At 66.2% G+C, this 20,646-nt stretch carries 21 protein-coding genes; 7 read left to right on the top strand and 14 right to left on the bottom strand.

Going from position 1 to position 20,646, the window contains the following annotated elements:
- Positions 1-2 precede the first annotated feature (2 nt).
- The 3 genes from AWC31_RS01640 to AWC31_RS01650 are packed head-to-tail and all read left to right on the top strand — an operon-like array spanning position 3 to position 4,596.
- Complete coding sequence (locus AWC31_RS01640) at positions 3-1,670, top strand: ABC transporter substrate-binding protein (protein ID WP_085142132.1); 1,668 nt, start codon at positions 3-5, stop codon at positions 1,668-1,670.
- The gene (locus tag AWC31_RS01645) at positions 1,667-2,212 is read left to right on the top strand and encodes an adenine phosphoribosyltransferase (RefSeq protein ID WP_085142242.1); all 546 of its coding nucleotides are present in this window, start codon (positions 1,667-1,669) and stop codon (positions 2,210-2,212) included. Before AWC31_RS01640 ends, AWC31_RS01645 begins: the two co-directional genes overlap by 4 nt.
- Positions 2,213-2,256: 44 nt before the next feature.
- Entirely contained in the window at positions 2,257-4,596 is a 2,340-nt protein-coding gene (locus tag AWC31_RS01650; protein ID WP_085142243.1) for a RelA/SpoT family protein, read from the top strand.
- 15 nt (positions 4,597-4,611) lie between these two features.
- Here AWC31_RS01650 and ehuA read toward each other — a convergent pair whose 3' ends face one another.
- The 7 genes from ehuA to AWC31_RS01685 all read right to left on the bottom strand — a co-directional run bounded on the left by ehuA (position 4,612) and on the right by AWC31_RS01685 (position 10,733).
- Positions 4,612-5,376 carry an ectoine/hydroxyectoine ABC transporter ATP-binding protein EhuA gene (ehuA, locus tag AWC31_RS01655; RefSeq protein ID WP_085142134.1) on the bottom strand — a complete coding sequence of 255 codons (765 nt, stop codon included), beginning with the start codon at positions 5,374-5,376 and terminating at the stop codon, positions 4,612-4,614.
- Between the two features lies 1 nt (position 5,377).
- On the bottom strand, positions 5,378-6,037 hold the full coding sequence (gene ehuD, locus AWC31_RS01660; RefSeq protein ID WP_067844989.1) for an ectoine/hydroxyectoine ABC transporter permease subunit EhuD: 660 nt from the start codon (positions 6,035-6,037) through the stop codon (positions 5,378-5,380).
- On the bottom strand, positions 6,037-6,774 hold the full coding sequence (gene ehuC / locus AWC31_RS01665) for an ectoine/hydroxyectoine ABC transporter permease subunit EhuC (protein ID WP_085142136.1): 738 nt from the start codon (positions 6,772-6,774) through the stop codon (positions 6,037-6,039). The genes ehuD and ehuC overlap by 1 nt, the downstream gene beginning before the upstream one ends.
- 10 nt (positions 6,775-6,784) lie before the next feature.
- Positions 6,785-7,678 (bottom strand): ectoine/hydroxyectoine ABC transporter substrate-binding protein EhuB, encoded by an 894-nt coding sequence (gene ehuB / locus AWC31_RS01670; protein WP_085142138.1) that lies wholly within the window; start codon positions 7,676-7,678, stop codon positions 6,785-6,787.
- 81 nt (positions 7,679-7,759) lie between these two features.
- A complete protein-coding gene (locus AWC31_RS01675) occupies positions 7,760-8,851 on the bottom strand; it encodes a preprotein translocase subunit SecD (RefSeq protein ID WP_133060062.1) in 1,092 nt (363 codons plus the stop codon).
- Between the two features lie 31 nt (positions 8,852-8,882).
- Positions 8,883-9,851, bottom strand: a complete 969-nt coding sequence (locus AWC31_RS01680) for a peptidylprolyl isomerase (RefSeq protein WP_234816678.1) — start codon at positions 9,849-9,851, stop codon at positions 8,883-8,885.
- A gap of 9 nt (positions 9,852-9,860) precedes the next feature.
- A complete protein-coding gene (locus AWC31_RS01685) occupies positions 9,861-10,733 on the bottom strand; it encodes a peptidylprolyl isomerase (protein WP_085142142.1) in 873 nt (290 codons plus the stop codon).
- Between the two features lie 137 nt (positions 10,734-10,870).
- Between AWC31_RS01685 and AWC31_RS01690 the strand changes: the two genes are divergently transcribed.
- From AWC31_RS01690 to AWC31_RS01700, 3 genes are all read left to right on the top strand, one after another.
- The gene (locus tag AWC31_RS01690) at positions 10,871-11,572 is read left to right on the top strand and encodes an MBL fold metallo-hydrolase (RefSeq protein WP_085142246.1); all 702 of its coding nucleotides are present in this window, start codon (positions 10,871-10,873) and stop codon (positions 11,570-11,572) included.
- Positions 11,569-12,849, top strand: coding sequence for a histidine--tRNA ligase (hisS, locus tag AWC31_RS01695; RefSeq protein ID WP_085142144.1), 1,281 nt, complete (start codon positions 11,569-11,571; stop codon positions 12,847-12,849). The genes AWC31_RS01690 and hisS overlap by 4 nt, the downstream gene beginning before the upstream one ends.
- Before the next feature lie 124 nt (positions 12,850-12,973).
- The gene (locus AWC31_RS01700; protein ID WP_085142146.1) at positions 12,974-13,966 is read left to right on the top strand and encodes an amidohydrolase family protein; all 993 of its coding nucleotides are present in this window, start codon (positions 12,974-12,976) and stop codon (positions 13,964-13,966) included.
- Here the strand turns inward: AWC31_RS01700 and AWC31_RS01705 are convergent.
- A complete protein-coding gene (locus tag AWC31_RS01705) occupies positions 13,963-14,919 on the bottom strand; it encodes an MBL fold metallo-hydrolase (protein ID WP_374214056.1) in 957 nt (318 codons plus the stop codon). The genes AWC31_RS01700 and AWC31_RS01705 overlap by 4 nt on opposite strands.
- Here AWC31_RS01705 and AWC31_RS38230 point away from each other — a divergent pair.
- On the top strand, positions 14,897-15,052 hold the full coding sequence (locus AWC31_RS38230; RefSeq protein ID WP_374214057.1) for a hypothetical protein: 156 nt from the start codon (positions 14,897-14,899) through the stop codon (positions 15,050-15,052). The two genes, AWC31_RS01705 and AWC31_RS38230, sit on opposite strands and share 23 nt — an antisense overlap.
- Before the next feature lie 78 nt (positions 15,053-15,130).
- On the opposite strand, the gene AWC31_RS37600 is transcribed toward AWC31_RS38230, so the two are convergent.
- The 6 genes from AWC31_RS37600 to urtA all read right to left on the bottom strand — a co-directional run bounded on the left by AWC31_RS37600 (position 15,131) and on the right by urtA (position 20,576).
- On the bottom strand, positions 15,131-15,679 hold the full coding sequence (locus tag AWC31_RS37600) for a hypothetical protein (protein ID WP_207626274.1): 549 nt from the start codon (positions 15,677-15,679) through the stop codon (positions 15,131-15,133).
- A 126-nt stretch (positions 15,680-15,805) separates the two neighbouring features.
- Positions 15,806-16,498 carry an urea ABC transporter ATP-binding subunit UrtE gene (gene urtE / locus AWC31_RS01715; protein ID WP_067845002.1) on the bottom strand — a complete coding sequence of 231 codons (693 nt, stop codon included), beginning with the start codon at positions 16,496-16,498 and terminating at the stop codon, positions 15,806-15,808.
- Positions 16,498-17,313: an urea ABC transporter ATP-binding protein UrtD gene (gene urtD / locus AWC31_RS01720; RefSeq protein ID WP_085142149.1), complete on the bottom strand. Its 816-nt coding sequence runs from the start codon at positions 17,311-17,313 to the stop codon at positions 16,498-16,500. Before urtD ends, urtE begins: the two co-directional genes overlap by 1 nt.
- Entirely contained in the window at positions 17,310-18,419 is a 1,110-nt protein-coding gene (gene urtC / locus AWC31_RS01725) for an urea ABC transporter permease subunit UrtC (protein ID WP_085142151.1), read from the bottom strand. Before urtC ends, urtD begins: the two co-directional genes overlap by 4 nt.
- Positions 18,416-19,300, bottom strand: coding sequence for an urea ABC transporter permease subunit UrtB (urtB, locus tag AWC31_RS01730; protein ID WP_067845008.1), 885 nt, complete (start codon positions 19,298-19,300; stop codon positions 18,416-18,418). The genes urtC and urtB overlap by 4 nt, the downstream gene beginning before the upstream one ends.
- A gap of 7 nt (positions 19,301-19,307) precedes the next feature.
- Positions 19,308-20,576 (bottom strand): urea ABC transporter substrate-binding protein, encoded by a 1,269-nt coding sequence (gene urtA, locus AWC31_RS01735; RefSeq protein ID WP_067845010.1) that lies wholly within the window; start codon positions 20,574-20,576, stop codon positions 19,308-19,310.
- Positions 20,577-20,646: the final 70 nt, after the last annotated feature.

Genomic DNA, 20,646 nt, shown 5'->3' on the forward strand with positions numbered 1-20,646 from the left:
GGATGGCTCATCACGGGGCCATCGCCCGAGTGCGGACAGCCGCGACGGTGATGACGCTGTCGCTGCTGGCCGGCATCGGTCTCGCGGCGTGTGCGGGGGGATCGGCCGATGAGATCGACTACGCCGTCGACGGCACACTGACCACCTACAACACCAACACCGTGGCGGGTGCGGCCTCGGGCGGGCCGCAGGCGTTCGCGCGGGCACTGACCGGTTTCACCTATCACGGGCCCGACGGCCAGGTCGTTGCCGATCACGACTTCGGCTCGGTGTCGGTGGTCGGACGGGCCCCGCTCGTGCTCGACTACGTGATCAGCGACAAGGCGGTCTACTCGGACGGCAAGCCGATCACGTGTGACGACCTCGTGCTGGCGTGGGCCGCGCAGTCGGGCCGGTTCCCCGGATTCGATGCGGCCAGTCGGGCCGGCTATCGCGACATCGGTTCGGTGGACTGTGCGCCGGGCCAGAAGCGTGCCAGGGTGTCGTTCGCCCAGGACCGCGGGTTCCTCGACTACGGCCATCTGTTCTCGGCGACGTCGCTCATGCCGTCGCACGTCATCGCCGATGAACTCGGCGTCGGGGACGGTGGTGTGACGACCGCGCTGCAGACCTCTGATCTGGTCGCGATCGAGCGCATCGCGCAGGCCTGGAACACCACCTGGGATCTGAAGCCCGATCTCGACCTGAAGCGGTTCCCGTCGTCCGGTCCGTACCGGCTGGACTCGGTTTCCGAGGACGGCTCGGTCGTTCTGGTGGCCAACGACAAGTGGTGGGGCACCCCGCCCGTCACCAACAAGATCACCGTGTGGCCGCGCGGCGCCGACATCCAGGAACGCGTGAACGAAGGGGCGTTCGACGTCGTCGACATCGCGACCGGCTCGTCCGGTCTGCTCAACCTGCCCGACGACTACGTGAGCACCGACACCCCGTCGGCCGGCATCGAACAACTCATCTTCGCGCCCGGCGGTCCGCTCGGTGCGACGCCCGCGCGGCGTGCCGTCGCGTTGTGCACCCCGCGCGACGTGATCGCCCGCAACGCCGAGATGCCGATCGCCAACGCTCGCCTGAGCCCGGCCGTCGAGGACGCGTTCAGCGCGGCCGAGGGAGTCGCAGAAGCCGGCCAGTTCAGCGTCGCGAACCCCCAGGCGGCCCGCGAGGCGATCGACAACCGGCCGCTGACGGTTCGCATCGGGTATCAGACACCCAACGCGCGACTGGCCGCCACCGTCGGGGCGATCGCGAAATCCTGTGCCGCGGCGGGTATCACCGTGCAGGACGCCGGGTCCGAGACGGCGGGCCCGGTGGCATTGCGCAACAACGAGATCGATGCGCTGCTGGCCAGCACGGGCGGCGCCGCGGGCAGTGGATCCTCGGGTTCGTCGGCGATCGACGCCTACACACTGCACTTCGGCAACGGCAACAACCTGCCCGCGTACAACAATGAGCGCATCGACGGCATCATCGACGCGCAGGCTGTGACGTCGGATCCGAAGGAGCTTGCGCGGTTGGTCGGGGAGGGCGCACCGATCCTGTGGGCCGACGTGCCGACCCTGCCGCTGTACCGCCAGCAGCGCACCGTGCTGACATCGACGAAGATGTACGCCGTGAGCAGCAATCCGACCCGATGGGGCGCCGGCTGGAACATGGACCGCTGGAAGTTGTCGCGATGAGCCTGGACGAGGGAAGACTCGCGGAAGTCTCGAAGCTGATCGCGTCGATGACTCGGGAGGTCGCCGACTTCCCCGAACCCGGTGTTCAGTTCAAGGACCTGACCCCGCTGCTCGCCAGCGCGGACGGATTGCGGGCGGTCACCGATGCGCTCGCGGCCACCGCCAACGGAGCTGACCTGGTGGCCGGGCTGGATGCGCGCGGCTTCCTGTTGGGGGCTGCGGTCGCCACCCGGCTCGGCACCGGTGTGCTCGCGGTCCGCAAAGGCGGCAAGCTTCCGCCGCCGGTGCACAGTGCGACATACCAGCTCGAGTACGGCAAGGCCACGCTGGAGATCCCCGCCGAAGGAATTGACATCACCGGCCGCAACGTTGTGATTATCGACGATGTGCTGGCCACCGGCGGCACCTTGGCGGCGGCGGCGCGCCTGCTCACCGATGGCGGCGCGAACGTGACGAATGCGGCGGTGGTACTCGAGCTGACCGCGCTGGGCGGTCGCGAAGCAGTGGCACCCCTCGCAGTTAGCAGCTTGCATACGGTGTGAGGGATATCCTCGAAATCTCAGGTGAACAGTAGGAGGTGACGACGATGGCCGAGGACCCCGGTACCGGCCAGGCCGTGCAGTCTCCTCCCGCGCTGCCCGAGATCATGCCGCCCGACACGGCCAAGACCAGCGCCTCGCGCCGGGTGCGGGCCCGGCTGGCCCGCCGGATGACAGCTCAGCGCAGCGCCGTCAACCCGGTGCTCGAACCGCTCGTCGCGGTGCACCGCGAGATTTACCCCAAGGCCGACCTGCAGCTGTTGCAGCGCGCGTACGACGTCGCCGAGCAACGGCACGCCGACCAGCTCCGCAAGTCGGGCGACCCCTACATCACCCATCCGCTGGCGGTGGCCAACATCCTGGCCGAGCTCGGGATGGACACGACCACGCTGGTGGCCGCGCTGCTGCACGACACCGTCGAGGACACCGGTTACACGCTCGAAGCGCTGACCGCCGAGTTCGGCGCCGAGGTGGGACATCTGGTCGACGGGGTCACCAAGCTCGACAAGGTCGTGCTCGGCTCGGCCGCCGAAGGCGAGACCATCCGCAAGATGATCATCGCGATGGCCCGCGACCCACGGGTGCTGGTGATCAAGGTCGCCGACCGCCTGCACAACATGCGCACCATGCGGTTCCTGCCGCCCGAGAAGCAGGCGCGCAAGGCCCGCGAGACGCTGGAAGTCATTGCGCCCCTTGCTCATCGGCTGGGCATGGCCACCGTCAAGTGGGAGCTGGAGGATCTGTCCTTCGCGATCCTGCATCCCAAGAAGTACGAGGAAATCGTGCGGTTGGTCGCCGACCGGGCGCCTTCGCGCGATACCTACCTGGCCAAGGTGCGTGCCGAGATCGGCGTCGCGCTGTCGGCCATGAAGATCAACGCCGTGGTGGAGGGCCGTCCCAAGCACTACTGGTCGATCTATCAGAAGATGATCGTCAAGGGCCGGGATTTCGACGACATCCACGATCTGGTGGGCGTGCGCATCCTGTGTGACGAGATCCGCGACTGTTATGCCGCGGTGGGCGTCGTGCACTCGCTGTGGCAGCCGATGGCCGGTCGGTTCAAGGACTACATCGCCCAGCCGCGCTACGGCGTGTACCAGTCGTTGCACACCACCGTCGTCGGCCCCGAGGGCAAGCCGCTCGAAGTGCAGATCCGCACGCGCGACATGCACCGCACGGCCGAGTACGGCATCGCCGCCCACTGGCGCTACAAGGAAGCCAAGGGCCGCAACGGCGTTCCGCACAGCCACGCCGCTGCCGAGATCGACGACATGGCCTGGATGCGCCAGCTTCTCGACTGGCAGCGGGAGGCCGCCGACCCGGGCGAGTTCCTGGAGTCGCTGCGCTACGACCTCGCGGTGCAGGAGATCTTCGTGTTCACCCCGAAGGGTGACGTCATCACCCTGCCGACCGGCTCCACCCCGGTCGATTTCGCCTACGCCGTGCACACCGAGGTCGGCCACCGCTGCATCGGAGCACGCGTCAACGGCCGGCTCGTCGCGTTGGAACGCAAACTCGAAAACGGCGAAGTGGTCGAGGTTTTCACATCCAAGGCGCCCAACGCCGGGCCGTCGCGCGACTGGCAGACCTTCGTCGTGTCGCCGCGGGCGAAAGCCAAGATCCGGCAGTGGTTCGCGAAGGAACGTCGCGAGGAAGCCCTGGAGTCCGGCAAGGACGCCATTGCCCGCGAGGTCCGTCGTGGCGGGCTTCCGTTGCAGCGCTTGATGAATGCCGAGACGATGGGCGCCCTGGCCCGTGAACTGCGCTACACCGACGTGTCGGCGCTCTACACCGCGGTCGGTGAAGGCCACGTCTCGGCACGGCATGTCGTGCAGCGGCTGCTCGCTCAGTTCGGCGGGGACGAGGCCGCCGAGGACGAGCTTGCCGAGCGGTCCACGCCGGCCACCATGCCGGTGCGCCAGCGCAGCACCGACGACACCGGCGTGGCGGTGCCCGGTGCACCCGGCACCCTGACCAAACTGGCCAAGTGCTGCACGCCCGTCCCGGGCGACACCATCATGGGCTTCGTCACGCGCGGCGGCGGAGTCAGCGTGCACCGCACCGACTGCACGAACGCCGAATCGCTGCAACAGCAGTCCGAACGCATCATCGAGGTCGAGTGGGCGCCGTCGCCGTCGTCGGTGTTCCTGGTCGCGATCCAGGTGGAGGCGCTCGACCGGCACCGGCTCCTGTCGGACGTGACGCGGGTGCTGGCCGACGAGAAGGTCAACATCCTGTCGGCGTCGGTCACCACGTCCAATGACCGGGTGGCCATCAGCCGGTTCACGTTCGAGATGGGCGACCCCAAACACCTCGGGCATCTGCTGAGCGTCGTCCGCAACGTCGAAGGTGTCTACGACGTGTACCGCGTCACGAGCGCGGCCTGAGCTTCCTCCGCGCGGTTAGCCGCGCTCCAGGACAGCCCGCAGGAACGTCCGCGTCCGCTCGTGCTCGGGTGAGGTGAACAACTTGTCCGGCGGGGCGTCCTCCACGATGCGGCCGCCGTCGAACATCAATACGCGGTCGGACACCTCGCGGGCGAAGTCCATTTCGTGTGTGACACACAGGAACGTGATGTCGGTGCTCTCGGCGATGTCCTTGAGCAACGAGAGGACGCCCGCGACCAGTTCCGGATCGAGCGCCGAGGTCACCTCGTCGAGCAGCAGCACATCGGGTTTCATCGCCAGCGCCCGCGCGATCGCGACGCGTTGTTGCTGCCCGCCGGAGAGCTCTGAGGGGTGCGCGTCGGCCTTCTCCGGCATGCCGACGAGCTCGAGCAGGCGCTGTGCCCGGTCCTCGGCCTCGTCGCGGGGAAGGTTGAGGGTGTGGATCGGTGCCTCGGTGATGTTGTGCAGCACCGACATGTTGGGGAACAGATTGAATTGCTGGAAGACCATGCCGATCCGCTTGCGCAACTGCCGTTGATGATTGTCGTCGGCAGGCACCTCGCGGCCGCGTCGGATCATGTGGCTCAGGCATTCGCCATCGACGTAGATCCGGCCCTCGGTCACCTGCTCCAAGGTCATCAGCAGCCGCAGGATCGTGGTTTTGCCCGAACCACTCGGCCCGATCAGGGTGACGAATTCGCCTGGCCGCACCGAGAAGTCGAGGCCGTCCAGCACCACGTGGTCGCCGAATCGCTTGACGACGCCTGCGAATCGGACCATCTCAGCTGCTGTATCGGACACGCCTCTCCAACCATCGAACGAGTAGGGATGCTGAGTAGCTCAGCACCAGGAACAAGACACCGGCGATCGTCATCGGTTCGACGTACCGAAACGCTTGTGAGCCGGCCTGATTGGCCACTCCGACGACGTCGAGCACACCGATCGTCAGGAGCAGCGGGGTCTCCTTGAGCATGGAGATCGTGTAATTGCCGAGCGCGGGCAACACCCGGGGAATCGCCTGCGGCAGGATCACCGCCGTCCACGTCCGCCGTGTCGGCAGGCTGAGCGCGGTCGCGGCTTCCCACTGTCCGACGGGGACGGCCTCGATGCCGGCCCGGTACACCTCGGCGGTGTAGGTCGAGTAATGCAGGCCGATCGCGATGATCCCGGTGGTCAGCGGGTCGAACTTGAGGCCGAAACTGGGCAGGACGAAAAAGAAGAAGAAGATCTGCACCAGCAGCGGTGTGCTCCGGACGAATTCGATGAACGCCCAAACCGTCGTACTGACCACCCGATTGCCTACCCGGCGCAACAATGCCAGCACGAGGCCCAGCGCATACGCCAGCACCGAACCGAACACCGTGGCGATCAAGGTGATTCGCAGGCCGTCGACGACGATGGTCGGCAGCACCTCCCAGGCATAGTCCCAATCCCAGACCATCAGCCCACCCGCCCCGCACCGGCGGGCACACTTCCGCGACCGAACCGGGTCAGCACACCGCGCCGCGGCGGCGGTTGCCTGCCGACCATTTTGGCGGCCTTGCTTTCGAGCACGCGCATGACGAAGGTGATCGCCACCGCGAGCGCCAGATAGAACAACAGCACGATCGTCCAGATGACGGCCGAGTCGGAGATGTAGTTGTTGACCAGCACTTCGCGGGCCTGGTAGGTCATCTCGTGCACGGTGATCATCGTCAAGAGCGAACTGCTTTTGAGCAATTGGATGAACAGGTTGTTGAAGGGCGGAACCATCTCGACGAGGGCCTGCGGCAGGATCACTCGCCGCATCCGTTGTGCGGGTGTGAAATTCAGTGCGACACACCCTTCGTACTGAGCGCGGGGCACAGCCTGGATCGCGCCGCGGACGATTTCGGCTCCGTAGGCCCCGTGGTTGAGCCCGAGCACGACGATGCCGGCGGCCATCGGAACGATCTGATAGCCCACGAGGACCGGGAGCACGAAGTAGATCCACAGCAGCTGGACGACTTCGGATGTGCCCCGCCAGATCTCGACGTAGATGCGGGCGAGCGTGCGCACGATGCGCGATTTCGACAGCATGGCCAGGCCGGCGAGGAACGACAGCACGGCGGCGATGACGATGCCGCCGAGCGTTGCCACCACCGTCAGCAGCAGGCCCTGGGCGATGGTGTCGACGAAGAAACCGACGTTGTCGAACATCAGGCCGGCCTCAGGCGGCCGCGCAGAGCTTCTCGGTGGTCACATCCTCAGGCACTTGGTTGTCGGCGGTGAAGCCGAACGGGGCGACGATGTCCAGCCAGGCGCCGCTGTCCTGAAGCTTCTTCAGTTCGGTGTTGAACTGCTCGACCAGTTCGTCGTCGCCTTTACGGAACACGAACCCACCGGCCTGGATCTGCTCCTCGCCGTCGACAACCGGGACAAAACCCTTGGTGACCTCCAGCGGGGCGCCGGGATTGTCGGCGAGCATCCGGCGCAGCGAGATATCGGTCAGCGCACCGCAGTAGGCCCGCTGGTCACGCAACGCCTGGAACATCTCGGGTTGACCCCGATAGGACTGGATGTTGCCCGGCGGGATACCAAGATCCTTGGCGACGGCCTCCTCGACGGTGCCCGACAGCACTGCCAGCGCCACGCCCTGGGCCTTGACGTCGTCGAAATTGTTGATTCGCTGCGGGTTTCCGCGTGGCACGAGCAGTGCCGTCGGCGTCACGTAATCGACCGCCGAGAACTGGGCGTTCTGGCAGCGGTCGGGCAGGATCGCCATCCCGGCGGCCACCATGTCATATTGGCTGGCGTTCAGTGCGGGGATGAGTTGGCCGAACTCGACCTGGGTGGCATCGACCCGATCGATTCCCATCGCCTTGAAGACCGCCTTGGCGACCTCGGGCGCCTCGCCGGTCACCGTGCCGTTCTGGGTGTACCCATAAGGAACCTCACCGGCGATGCCGATCTTGATGGCCCCGGCATCCTTGATCCGCTGTAATGTGCCGCCATCACCCGCCTGTGGCACCTTCGAACAACTTGCCAGCAGCGCGGGCGCCCCCAGTGCGAACGCGCCGGCCGCGCCGCCCGCGCGCAAGAAATCTCGTCGTGTCCAGCTCATGCTCAGTCCTTGTCGTATCCACACGTTCACACTCGTATCGACCACAGTTCGATCTGAACGTATGCAAATCGTGCGGGCAGGTCAAAACCCCGCGCGGTTCTGGACGCGCACAGGTGGGCCGGGCCGGCGCCGGAGCAAATACACCGCCGCGCCGAGCACCAGGATCGCCAAGGCGATGCCCGCCGCGATCACCGCCGCCCGTACGCTCGTCAAAAACATTGTGGGAGGCAGGGTTTCGGGTGCCGAGGATTCGTAGGTGAGCGTTACCGGCAATGAGCCCGACGTCAACAGACTGGCCACTTCGCGTGCCGAATCGGCGTCGAAGTTGCCGGTGATCTGTGTACGTCCGCCCGGTATCGCTTCCATGATCTCGGGTGCGCTGACGACTCGCGTGTCGAGGGTGAACGCGGTCTGGGTGCCGACGTTGGCGGCGGTGAACTCGGCCCAGTCGCGGGCGGCCGACTCGTCGAACTCCACGTCGACGACGTATTCGCCGCTCGCCGAATCGCGGTCGGATTCGGCATGACGGATCTGGTCACCGCCCAGAACCGATTTGTCGAGCAGGTACACCGTCCTGCCGTCCGCCGAGCACGTGACCAGCGGCAGGTTCGGGTCGTCGTGGCCGGCCAGCACATCGTGCTCGGCGCAGCGGGTGGACTGAAACTGCAGGGAGAGGATCTGGATGCTCTCGTCGGTACTCTGCCGGAGTTGCTTCTCGTCGGCGATCTTCTGTGCGTTGCCGGGCGCGGGTGGTGTGGTTGCCGGCGCGGGCGTTTTCGGATCTTCGACCGCCATCGCGTGGATGACGGGCCGCACAAAGAGCTGCCCGGTCGCGAAGACGTCCCGGATGTCGTCGGTGTTCAGGTCCCGACCCGGCACCGTGACCTCGACGCTCTCGCCGGACGCTGCGGTCCGGGCGCCCGACATGCCGAGCGTGTTGAGCCGTTCCTCGACGATCTGCGGCACGCGCGCGATGGCGTCGGGGGAGGGCGGCCCACCGTCTTGCGTCTGCATCGCGAAGGTCAGCCGGGTCCCTTCGCGTGCCTCCCAGACACCCTTCGTCAAAAACACCACCAGCAGGTACCCGAGCACGAGCACCATGAGCACGAGCACCACGACGACCCGTGCCGGGCCGCGGCTGGGCGGGGGAGCGCTGGGCGCTGTGCGACGCACAGCCCAACCCTATGCCGACGTCGAGGCCGGGTCAGTCCAACAGGGCTGAGGTGATGGTCACCGGCGTCGCGGGCTTGCCGTCGTCGCCTCCGCCCTCGATGCCGCCCGCCGCGATCCGGTCCACCGTGGCCAGGCCGGTCTCGTCGACCGTGCCGAACACCGTGTACGTCGGCGGCAGCATCGAGTCCTCGTACACCACGAAGAACTGGCTGCCGTTGGTGCCGGTGCCCGCGTTCGCCGACGCCACCGTGCCACGCGGATAGACCACGGGTGTGCGCAACCCGGGATCGGAGAGCCGGTACTGGTTCGTCGGGTATTCGTTGGGGAACTGGTAGCCCGGCCCACCCATACCGGTGCCCGACGGATCACCGCACTGCAGCACCGACAGCTCACCGGCCGTGAGCCGGTGACAGGGGGTGTCGTCGAAGAAGCCCTGCTGCGCGAGGCTCGCGAAATTGTTGACCGTGCACGGCGCCTGACCGTTGGCCAGATCGATGCCGATGTTGCCGCGGTCGGTGGTGATGCTGGCGGTGACGATGGCCGGCTCGGTTGGCACGGTGCCGGTACGCGGCGGCGTGGCGGGCTTCACCGCAGGTTCGGTGGTCGCCGGGTATTGGCAGTTGGCGCCGAGGTTGGGTGGCGGATCGAACGCCGGGAGTGCGTTACCCGGCGACGCGCTGCGCGTGCCCTCCCGGGGCAGGTTGTCGGCGGTCTGCACCAGCGCCACGGCGAAAATCACCATGAGCACCACCAACAGGATGGACAGCGCCGTCAGCGCATAGCCGATGACGAGCCCCGCGATCGCCATGCCGCGGCCCTGCTCGCCGTTGCGCTTGATCTGCGACAGCGAGATGTGCCCGAAGACAATGCCCAATGGCGCGAACAGGAATGCGCACACCAGCGACGCGATGGCCATGCTGTTGGTGCGCGGCGGCGGATACCCGACCGGATAACCGGGATGGCCCGGTGGGTATCCGCCGTACGGTGGCGGCGCTGACAAGGTGATCGATCAGTCCAGCGCGACGGACTTCAGCTGAACATCGAGCGCAGGCTTGCCGTCCGGTCCGCCGCCTTCGACCCCCGCCGCGGCGATCTTGTCGAGCGTGGCCAGGCCGGTGTCGTCGATCTTGCCGAACGCGGTGTAGCCGGGCGGCAGCTGCGAATCCTTGTATACGAGGAAGAACTGGCTGCCGTTGGTACCCGGCCCCGCATTGGCCATGGCCACGGTGCCGCGCGGGTACACGACCGGCTGCTGCAGCGCGGGGTTGTCCGGCTGGTACTGGTTCGTCGGGTACTCGTTGGCGAACTGGTATCCCGGTCCGCCGGTGCCGGTGCCCGTCGGATCGCCGCACTGCAGCACCGAGAGCCCGCCGGTGGTCAGGCGGTGGCACGGGGTGTCGTTGAAATAGTTCTGCCCGGCCAGGCTCGCGAAGCTGTTCACCGTGCACGGCGCCTTGGCGTTGTCGAGCTGCAGGCCGATGTTGCCCTGCGTGGTGACCACGCTGACGCTCACGTTCGCCGGGTCGGTGGGGACCTTGCCGGTCCGCGGGGGATTGACCTGCTTGCTGGCTTCCCCGGCGGCCGGGTACTGGCAGTTGGCACCGAGGTCGGCCGGGGCCACGAACGCGGGCAGCTGGCCGTCGGCGGCCGGCTGTGCCGGAGCGTCGGCGGGTGTCGTGGTGGCAGCGGACGCGGTGGTGCTGTTGGAATCCTTGCTGGTGATCACGAACGTGGCCACGACGGCGCCGATGACCACGACGGCGGCCACGGCAGAGCCGACGATCGTGTAGATGCGTCGTTTGCGTTCCTGGGCTGCGCGACGCTCCAGCTGGCGTTCCAGCTTGCGCTTGGCCGTCGCACGCCGTTGTTCGTTGGTCGGCACTGCGGCAGTCCTCTCCCTCGTATGTGCATGTCATGGGTAATTCGAGTCGGCAACGAGTGTGCCAGGCGATGCTGAGCAAAGCCCTAACGACCCGCATGAACATCCGGCGCGAAGTTTGGCCATGGGAAACTGGCACTGTGTTGATCACCGGATTTCCGGCCGGGATGCTGGCGTGCAACTGCTACGTCCTGGCCGAGCGTCCCGGAGCCGACGCGATCATCGTCGACCCCGGTCAGCGGGCCATGGGCCCGTTGCGCCGCATCCTCGACGAGAACCGCCTCACGCCGGCCGCGGTCCTGCTCACCCATGGGCACGTCGATCACATCTGGTCCGCGCAGAAGGTGGCCGACACCTACGGCTGCCCGGCGTACATCCACCCCGAGGACCGGTTCATGCTGACCGATCCCATCAAGGGGTTCGGGCCGCGGCTGGCCCAGCTCGCGTTCGGGGTCCTGTTCTCCGAACCCAAGCAGCTGGTCGAGCTGGACCGGGACGGCGCCTCGGTCGAACTCGGGGGCATCACCGTCGCCGTCGACCACACGCCGGGGCACACCCGCGGGTCGGTCATCTTTCGCGTCGCCGGCGGGCAGGAGCGCAGCGACCGGGGCTTCGGCACCGCAGGCCCGTCGGACGTCGTGTTCACGGGCGATACGCTGTTCCGGTCCTCGGTGGGACGCACCGATCTGCCCGGCGGCAGCGGACGTGACCTGCTCGGGTCGATCGTGACAAAACTGTTGGTGCTCGACGACGACACCGTGGTACTACCGGGACACGGTCCGCGCTCGACGATTGGGCACGAACGCCGCACCAACCCATTTCTCGAAGGTTTGACTCTGTGACTGAAGGTTCTTCGTCGGTGCCGTTCCAGGCGCCCAAGGGTGTTCCCGACTACCTGCCGCCGGAGTCGGCGCAGTTCGTCGCGGTCCGAGACGGTCTGCTGGCCTCGGCCCGCCGCGCGGGGTACGGCGACATCGAGCTGCCGATCTTCGAGGACACCGCGCTGTTCGCCCGCGGCGTCGGCGAGTCGACCGATGTGGTCTCCAAAGAGATGTACACCTTCGCCGACCGCGGCGACCGGTCGGTGACGCTGCGGCCCGAGGGAACCGCGGGCGTCATCCGCGCCGTCATCCAGCACCGCCTCGACCGCGGGGCGCTTCCGGTCAAGCTCTGCTACTCCGGGCCGTTCTTCCGGTACGAGCGGCCTCAGGCCGGTCGCTACCGTCAGTTGCAGCAGGTCGGTGTCGAGGCGATCGGCGTCGACGATCCCGCACTCGACGCCGAGGTGATCGCCGTCGCCGACGCCGGATTCCGCTCGCTCGGCCTCGACGGCTTCCGCCTGGAGCTCACGTCACTGGGCGATGACACGTGCCGGCCGGCGTATCGGGAACTGCTGCAGGAGTTCCTGTTCAAACTCGACCTCGACGAGGAGACCCGGCGGCGCGCCGAGATCAACCCACTGCGCGTGCTCGATGACAAACGGCCACACATCCGCGAGATGACCGCCGACGCGCCGCTCATGCTCGACCACCTGTCGGATTCGGCCAAACAGCACTTCGCGACCGTGCAGGCCCATCTCGACGCGCTCGGCGTGCCGTATGTGATCAATCCGCGGATGGTGCGCGGGCTCGACTACTACACCAAGACGACGTTCGAGTTCGTCCATGACGGTTTGGGTGCGCAGTCGGGCATCGGCGGCGGCGGCCGCTACGACGGGCTCATGCGTCAACTCGGCGGCCAGGACGTGTCGGGCATCGGCTTCGGCCTCGGCGTCGACCGCACGCTCCTCGCACTGCAGGCCGAGGGCAAGACTGTCGCAGGCGTCGGAGGGGTGGAGGTGTTCGGGGTCCCCCTCGGCGACGCCGCCAAGCTCGAACTGGCCAAGCTCGCTGCCGCCCTGCGAGCCGGCGGGGTGCGGGTCGATCTCGCCTACGGCGACCGCGGCCTCAAGGGCGCGATGAAAGCCGCCGACCGGTCGGGCGCCAAGTATGCGCTCGTCGCCGGCGACCGCGACATCGAGGCAGGCACCGTCGGCCTCAAAGACCTGTCGACCGGCGACCAGGTCGACGTCGCCGCCGATTCCGTTGTCGCCGAGGTCCTTTCCCGCCTGTCCCGCTAGCCCGGGATCACCCCGCTCCGCGAGCGACCGTGTCTGTACGCCGACACGCCGTGATCGGCGTACATCCACGGTCGCTCGCGCGGGTCGTGCGCCTAGAGTGAAGCGACTCGACTGCGGAGGTGCCATGTCATTGATCGCGCTCGAAGAACACTTCGCCTGGGACCCGGCCAGCGCGGGCAACGTCGTCGGGACCTGGCTGCGCTCCAACAACCCGGTGGCTTACGAGCGGCTGTACGACCGGTCGACATTGCGTCTCGAGCAGATGGACGCCGCCGGGATCGACTTCCAGATCTTGTCGCTGTTCGACCCGGGAGTGCAAGACGAGACCGACGTCGCACGCGCAATTGACCTGGCCCGCCGCGCCAATGACGACCTCGCCGAGACCGTGCGCGAAAACCCGGACCGATTCGGCGGTTTCGCGACACTCGCGACCCAGGATCCGGCGGCCGCTGCGGCCGAACTGGAGCGCGCCGTCACCGACCTGGGCCTTGTGGGTGCATTGATCAACGGCCACTGCCGGGGACGCTATCTCGATGATCCCGAGTATGAAGCACTGTTCGCGCGTGCGCAGGAACTGGGTGTGCCGATCTATCTGCATCCCACGACGCCGCATCCCGCCGTGATGGATGCGTGGTTCGCCCCGTACGTCGACGACGGCCTGCACCTGGCCTCGTGGGGCTTCGCCGCGGAGACAGGCACGCACGTGTTGCGGCTCATCTACTCCGGGCTGTTCGACAAGTTCCCCGGCCTGCAGATGATCATCGGCCACCTCGGCGAGATGCTGCCGTTCGCGGCCTACCGCATCGACCGGTACTACGGGCTCGGCGGGAACGGCGGATCGAGCCAGCGGCTGCGACGGCTGCCGTCGGAGTATCTGCGCACCAATTTCCACGTCACCACGAGCGGCAATTTCTGCCCGACGGCCTTCCGGTGCACGCTCGATGTCATGGGCACCGACCGGGTGATGTTCTCGGTGGACTATCCGATGGATGACAACGTGGACGGCGCCCGCTTCCTGGCGGACTACCCGATGGATGACGCTTCACGCCGAAAAGTCAGTAGTGAGAACGCGATACGTCTCTTCGGCGGCCGGTTGCCCGCACATCTGGGCGCCTAGAGCTCGAACACCTGGCCGTCGCGGGCGACGGTGACCTTGCCGGAGTAGTTCTTGGCGATGGCATCGAGCCATTGGGAGTCGGGCAAGTCGGTGGGCGAGTAGTGGCTCAGCACAACATGTTTGGCATTGGCCGCCGCGGCGACCTCGCCGACCTGCTCGGCCGAGGTGTGCGAGCTCTTCAAATAGTTCGGCGGAAACCTGTTGTGGTAGTAGGCGTCATCGAGACTGTATTGCGCCTCGTGCACCAGGATGTCGGTGTCCTTGGCCAGGGTGATCAGATTCTCCGACTTCGTGGTGTCACCCGAGAACGTGATGGATGTACCGGATTTCAGGTCGAACCGGAACCCGAAGGCAGGGTAGACGTCATAGTGGGACACCAAAGTCGCTGTCACGGTGACGTTGTCGTCCGACATCACCGGGAACGGCGCGGTTTTCGGGGACCTGTTGCGGTAGTCCGAACCCGGCGGCACCGTGATCTCGACGACCTCGATCAGGTCTTGGATGTCATCGATTCCCATGTCGCGGATGAAGATGTTGCTCGTGTAGGCGTATGCCTGCAGCAGTGCCTTGCTGGTGGCGGCCAGCCCGGGTGCGGGGTTGCCAGGTTCGATCGTCGCCGGGTCGTGGTCGCCGACCTGGCTCGGCGGCAAGCCACCGGCCGGGCCGGGACCGTAGACGGTGACCGGCGCCTTTCCGGGTGCCGCCGTGTAACCGCCGGAGAGAAAGAAGCTGTAGTAGTCGACGATGTGGTCGGTGTGCAGGTGGGTGATGAACATGCTCTTCAGATCGTTGAACGTGAAGCCCGCATCGGCGAACGCGTTCATCGAGCCCAACCCGCAATCGATTTGATAGACGTCACCGCCGATTTTGACCGCTGACGAAATCCCGGTTCTGTTGGGGACCGGCGGCGGACCGGCCTGGACGCCAAGCGTGACCAAGGCATTCTCGGGCATCGTGGCGGCCGACTTCGGCGGTTCTGCCGAACTGCACGCCGATGTGCTGAGAATCGCGCCGCCGACCACCGCCGACATCGAGGCCGTCAATATGGAGCGTCGGGACAGTGAACCGGGACCTCGTGCGTCGTGACCACCGCAGGCGCATTCCACGCCCGTCAGGCTAACGGGTCTGGGCTTTGCTGGAGCGACTTCGCACGGGTTCGATCCTCTACCGGCCGTGCACGACCGCGGTCAACACTTCGTCAAGGTTTCCGACGCCGCCACCGAACGGATTGCCGCGCTTGAGCACTCGCACACCTACCGGCGTCACCGCGACGAGCTTGGGCGAGCTGGATGTCAATTGCATGTGCCGCTCGAAACGCACCTGATCCAGCGGCGCGATGATCTGGCCGGCGCCGTCGCGGTAGACGCGTTGGGCTCGGTCGAACACCGCGACCGGGGTGAAGGTGTGCAGTGGAGCGAGCCGGCGGCGACGCAGCGCCCGGGCGGTGGCCGCCAGTCCCACCCCTGCCAGCAGCCCGACGCCGAGCAGGACGGCGCCGACGACAACCGATGACACTGCCAGCGATCCAGCCGCGGCCATGATCATCGACACCACGCCGAACCCGCCGCATACGAGCGTAAAAATCAACAGGACGAACGCGAAGATCTCCGATGGGCCGTTGCCGCGGTCGACGACAACGACGTTGGGCCCGTCCTCGGCGACGACCAGGCCGCCGGTTTCGGCGACGATTCGAGGCTCGCCCATGGTGTTCATGGCCGAAGTGTGCCCCTCGTGCGCCGCGAGCGTCCTCGAAATGCCGAGGATTTACGGCGTGTCGGGGTACAGACACGGTCGCTCGCGGTGCAAGGGGTGCAGCACGGGAAGCAGAACTAAGCAGAACTAGATGGCCATGGCGGCGCGGACGTCGGCCTCGGAGGCCGAGCCGCCGGTGCCGCTGGAGGTGATGCGGCCAGACTCGAGGATGTAGTACCGCTGCGAGGATTCCAGCGCGAAGCCGATGTGCTGTTCGACCAACAGCACTCCGAGGTCACCGCGGGCGGTCAGCGCAGTGATGGCCTGCTCGATCTCGGCGACGACCGACGGCTGGATGCCCTCGGTCGGCTCGTCGAGGATGAGCGTCTTGGGGCTGGTGATGAGTGCCCGGGCGATCGCCAACTGCTGGCGCTGACCACCCGACAGCAGACCGGCCCGGCGGGTCAGCAACTCTTTCAGCGCCGGGAACAGATCGAGCTGCTCGTCGATGAGAGCCTTGCCGTTCTTGCGGCCATCGGCCACGACTTGCAGATTTTCGGCGGTGGTCAGTTGCCCGAACGACTGCTGGCCCTGTGGGACATAGGCCAGGCCGCGCGCGACGCGTGCGCTCGGCCGGAGCTTGGTGATGTCCTCACCTTCGAAAAGGACCTTGCCCGCAGTGCATTTGAGTAGCCCGACGGCAGCGCGCAACAGTGTGGTCTTGCCGGCACCGTTGTGCCCCATCACCGCGGCCACACCGTCGGACGGCACCTCGATGCTGGCGCCGTGGATGACCTCGGAGCGGCCGTAACCGGTTCGGACGTCGACGAGTTCGAGCATCAGGCAATTCCTTCCACGCCCGCGGCGGCCGTGCCCAGATAGACCTCTTGCACTTTCGGGTTGGCCTGGACTTCGGCCACCGACCCTTCCGCGATGACCTGTCCGCGGGCCAGTACGGTCACCGAAGTGGCGAACGCGCGCATGAAGTCCATGTCGTGTTCGACGACGACGACCGTGCGTTCGGCGCCGATGCGGCGCAAGAGGTTTCCGGTTTCCTCACGTTCTTCGGTGCTCATGCCGGCGACGGGCTCATCGAGCAGCAGCACGTCGGCGTTCTGGACCAGCAGCATGCCGATCTCCAGCCATTGCTTCTGCCCATGGGCGAGAATCCCCGCCGGCTTGTCGGCCAGATGGGTCAACCCGATGGTGTGCAATGCCTGTTCGATCACCGGCAGCACGCCTTTGCGCTTGCGCATCAGCGTCCACACCGACCGGCCCGCACCCGCCGCGATGTCGAGGTTCTGCAGCACGGTCAGCTGCTCGAACACGCTCGCGGTCTGGAATGTGCGGCCAACCCCACGCCGGGCGATCTGGTGCACCTTCTTGCCGAGCAGTTCCACGCCCGACTTGTTCACCGAACCGGACGCCGGGACCAGGCCGGTGATCGCGTCGATCACCGTCGTCTTGCCCGCCCCGTTGGGTCCGATCAGGAATCGAAGGTCGCCCTGGAACAGGGTGAGGTCGACGTCGCTGACGGCTTTGAATCCGTCGAATTCGACTGTCAACCCGCGTACTTCGAGGTACTGGGTGCCCATGCCGACATTGCCGCCCTCGACGGGTTCCTTGCCCGCGGTGCTCGCTTCGACCTCGGTCATGAGCTGGCGCCCACCTTTTCTGTGTCAGGGTCCGAGTCGGGGACTTTGTCCGACGGCGCGTCTGCCTTGGCTCTGCGTCGACGTTTGAGCAGTACCCCGAGTCCGGCCAGCCCGGCCGGGAAAAACCCGACGACGACGATGAACAGCAGTCCCTGGGCGTAGGTCCACTCGGACGGAAAGCGTTCGGAGAACAGTGTTTGCGCCCATGCCACACCGATCGCGCCGAGCACCGGACCGAGCAGCGTGGTCCGCCCACCGATCGCGACGCCGATCAAGAACGCGATCGACGGCACGATACCCACCTGCGAGGGCGCGATGAAGCCGACGATGGGCGCGAACAGTGCACCGGCGATGCTCGCGAACAGCGCGGCCAGCGTGTAGGCGACGACCTTGATGTTGGCCGGGTCATAGCCCAGGAATCGCACGCGTTCCTCACCGTCACGCACCGCGACCAACAGTTCGCCGTAGCGGCTGTACATCAACTGTCGGACGACGGCGACCACGATCAGCAGGGTCGCGGCGGCGATGAAGTACAGCATCTGCTTGTTCACCGGATCGTTGAGCGTGAAACCGAAGAACGTGCGGAAGTTGGTGAGCCCGTTGCTGCCGCCGATGCTGGTCTGACCGACGAGCAGGATCGCCAGCGCTGCCGCGAGCGCCTGCGACAGGATCGCAAAGTAGGCACCCTTGACCCGTCGTTTGAAAACCCCGAAGCCGAGCAGTGCGGCGATCCCGGCCGGAATCACCAGGATGGCCAACAGCGTGAAGGCGGGGGAGGCGAACGGCGTCCAGTAACCCGGCAGTTCGCGCACGCCGGCGATCTGCATGAAGTCCGGCACGTCGTCGCCGCGGATCTGGGCGTCGGCGATCTTGAGGTGCATGCCCATCATGTAGCCGCCGAGGCCGAAGAACACGCCCTGCCCGAGGACGAGCATTCCGCCACGGCCCCAAGCCAATCCGATACCGACCGCCACGATGGCAAAGCACAGGAACTTGCCGAGCAGGCTGAGGCGGAAATCCGAGAGCACTGCCGGCGCCACTCCGAAGAGCAGGACCGCTGCGACACCGAAGCCCGCCCATGTTTGCCAGCGTCCAAGGATGGTCATACGAGACTCCTTGTCCGAACGGTGAACAACCCCTGCGGGCGCACCTGCAGGAAGATCACGATGATCACGAACACGATCACCTTGGCCAGCGACGCCGTGGTGCTGTACTCGATGAACGAGTTCAGGAAGCCGAGCGCGAGCGCCGCGATGACGGTGCCCTTGATCTGGCCGAGCCCGCCGACGACCACCACCAGGAACGCGTCGATCAGGAAGCTCTGCCCGATGGTCGGGCTCGTCGAGCCGATCAACGTCAACGCGACACCGGCCACGGCCGCGAGCCCCGACCCGATGAAGAACGTCGTGATGTCGGTCTTGCGCGACGAGATGCCGCTGGTCTCGGCGAGGTCGCGGTTCTGCACGACCGCCCGGATACGCCGGCCCATGGGGCTCGTCTTGAGCACCGTGGCCAGCACCGCGACGCACACGATGGCCAGGATCAGGATGAAGATGCGCGTCTTGGGTACGACGGCGCCGAGGATCTCGACACCGCCCGACAGCCATGACGGAGCGACCACGTTGACTGCGGGGGCGCCGAAGATGTCGCGGGCGATCTGCTGCAGGATCAGACCGACGCCGAAGGTCACGAGCAGGGTGTCCAGCGGCCGGTCGTACATGCGCTGGATCAGCGTGACCTCCAGCAGTGCGCCCATCGCGCCGCCGACCACGAATCCGACGAGAAGCGAAATCAACAGTGATGCACCGGCATTGGAGATGATCTGCTGAACCACGTAAGCGGTGTAGCAACCGGCCATGATGAACTCACCGTGCGCCATGTTGATGACGCCCATCTGGCCGAAGGTCAAGGACAGGCCGAGCGCCGCCAGCAACAGGATCGAGCCGAGGCTCAATCCCGTTGCCAGCTGGCCGATCAGAATATCCATGGCCCGCTCAGCCGGACAGCCCGGCGGCCCACGGGTAGGACTTCAAGTACGGGTCCGGCTCGATCGGGCCCTTCGACTCCCAGATGGTGTAGATCAGGCCGTCCGGGCGGATCTCACCGATGCGGGCGGTCTTGGTGATGTGGTGGTTCTCGCCGTCGATGGTCACCTTGCCCTCAGGGGCGTCGAAGGTCACGCCGTCGGCGTTGTCCTGAATTGCCTTGACGTCGAACGACTGTGCCTTTTCGACGGTGTTCTTCCAGAGATAAACCGACACGTAGGCCGCTTCCATCGGGTCCGAGGTCGGCTTCTTGGGATCCTTGACGAAGTCCTTGTAGGCCTTGACGAAAGCCTTGTTGACCGGGGTGTCGATGGTCTCGTAGTAGTTCCACGCCGTCAGCTGCCCGGTCACGTTCTGGACGCCGATGCCGCCGACCTCTTCCTCGGCGATCGACACCGACACCACCGGCATGTCCTGCGGGGTCAGGCCGACGTTTTTGTACTCGCGGAAGAACGCCACGTTGGAGTCACCGTTGAGGGTGTTGAACACCGCGTCGGCGTTGGCGCCGCGCACCTTGTTGACGATCGTGGAGAAGTCCGTCGATCCCAGCGGGGTGTAGTCCTCGCCCTTGATCTCGATGCCGTTCGCCCCGGCGTACGCCTTGATGATGCGGTTGGCCGTCTGCGGGAACACGTAGTCGCTGCCGACCAGGTACAGCGACTTGACGCCCTTCTCCTTGAGGTAGTCGAGCGCGGGCACGATCTGCTGGTTGGTGGTCGCGCCGGTGTAGAAGATGTTCTTGCTCGATTCGAGGCCCTCGTACTGCACCGGGTAATACAGGAGAGAGTTGGCGCTTTCGAAGACCGGCAGCATGGCCTTGCGGCTCGACGACGTCCAGCCGCCGAACACCGCTGCGACGCAATCGCTGCTGATCAACTTCTCGGCCTTCTCGGCGAACACCGTGGGCTCCGACGCACCGTCCTCGCCGATGAGCTCGATCTGCTTGCCCAGCACACCGCCCTTGGCGTTGATCTCGTCGACAGCGAGTTTGATCGAGTCGCGGACCGTCACCTCGGAGATGGCCATCGTTCCCGACAGTGAGTTCAACGAGCCGACCTTGATCGTGGGCCCGGACGTGTCCACGCATGACTCAGCATTTGCTGCGTCGGTTTCGCTTGCCCTGCTTCCGCATCCGGCCAATAGAAGGCTGGCGACTGCGATCACGCTTCCGGTGGCTAACGCCGATCTGCGGAACGTGGCACGTGCTGGTACTCGCATGAACAACCTTTCCCAATGATTGCAGCGCTTTTCGGCCGATGCGATCGGCAGCGCCGCAGGAGGCTAAACA

The sequence above is a fragment of the Mycolicibacterium wolinskyi genome (genome assembly GCF_002101965.1).
Classification (GTDB): Bacteria; Actinomycetota; Actinomycetes; order Mycobacteriales; family Mycobacteriaceae; genus Mycobacterium; species Mycobacterium wolinskyi.

Coding starts and splice junctions, on each gene's coding strand:
- urtC (WP_085142151.1), bottom strand. CDS start 18,419: ATGACCATCCTTGGACGCTGGCAAACATGGGCGGGCTTCGGTGTCGCA.
- AWC31_RS01650 (WP_085142243.1), top strand. CDS start 2,257: ATGGCCGAGGACCCCGGTACCGGCCAGGCCGTGCAGTCTCCTCCCGCG.
- ehuC (WP_085142136.1), bottom strand. CDS start 6,774: ATGTTCGACAACGTCGGTTTCTTCGTCGACACCATCGCCCAGGGCCTG.
- AWC31_RS01700 (WP_085142146.1), top strand. CDS start 12,974: ATGTCATTGATCGCGCTCGAAGAACACTTCGCCTGGGACCCGGCCAGC.
- urtD (WP_085142149.1), bottom strand. CDS start 17,313: ATGACCGAGGTCGAAGCGAGCACCGCGGGCAAGGAACCCGTCGAGGGC.
- urtE (WP_067845002.1), bottom strand. CDS start 16,498: ATGCTCGAACTCGTCGACGTCCGAACCGGTTACGGCCGCTCCGAGGTC.
- ehuB (WP_085142138.1), bottom strand. CDS start 7,678: ATGAGCTGGACACGACGAGATTTCTTGCGCGCGGGCGGCGCGGCCGGC.
- AWC31_RS01645 (WP_085142242.1), top strand. CDS start 1,667: ATGAGCCTGGACGAGGGAAGACTCGCGGAAGTCTCGAAGCTGATCGCG.
- urtB (WP_067845008.1), bottom strand. CDS start 19,300: ATGGATATTCTGATCGGCCAGCTGGCAACGGGATTGAGCCTCGGCTCG.
- urtA (WP_067845010.1), bottom strand. CDS start 20,576: ATGCGAGTACCAGCACGTGCCACGTTCCGCAGATCGGCGTTAGCCACC.
- AWC31_RS01640 (WP_085142132.1), top strand. CDS start 3: ATGGCTCATCACGGGGCCATCGCCCGAGTGCGGACAGCCGCGACGGTG.
- AWC31_RS37600 (WP_207626274.1), bottom strand. CDS start 15,679: ATGAACACCATGGGCGAGCCTCGAATCGTCGCCGAAACCGGCGGCCTG.
- AWC31_RS01705 (WP_374214056.1), bottom strand. CDS start 14,919: ATGCCCGAGAATGCCTTGGTCACGCTTGGCGTCCAGGCCGGTCCGCCG.
- ehuD (WP_067844989.1), bottom strand. CDS start 6,037: ATGGTCTGGGATTGGGACTATGCCTGGGAGGTGCTGCCGACCATCGTC.
- ehuA (WP_085142134.1), bottom strand. CDS start 5,376: ATGGTCCGATTCGCAGGCGTCGTCAAGCGATTCGGCGACCACGTGGTG.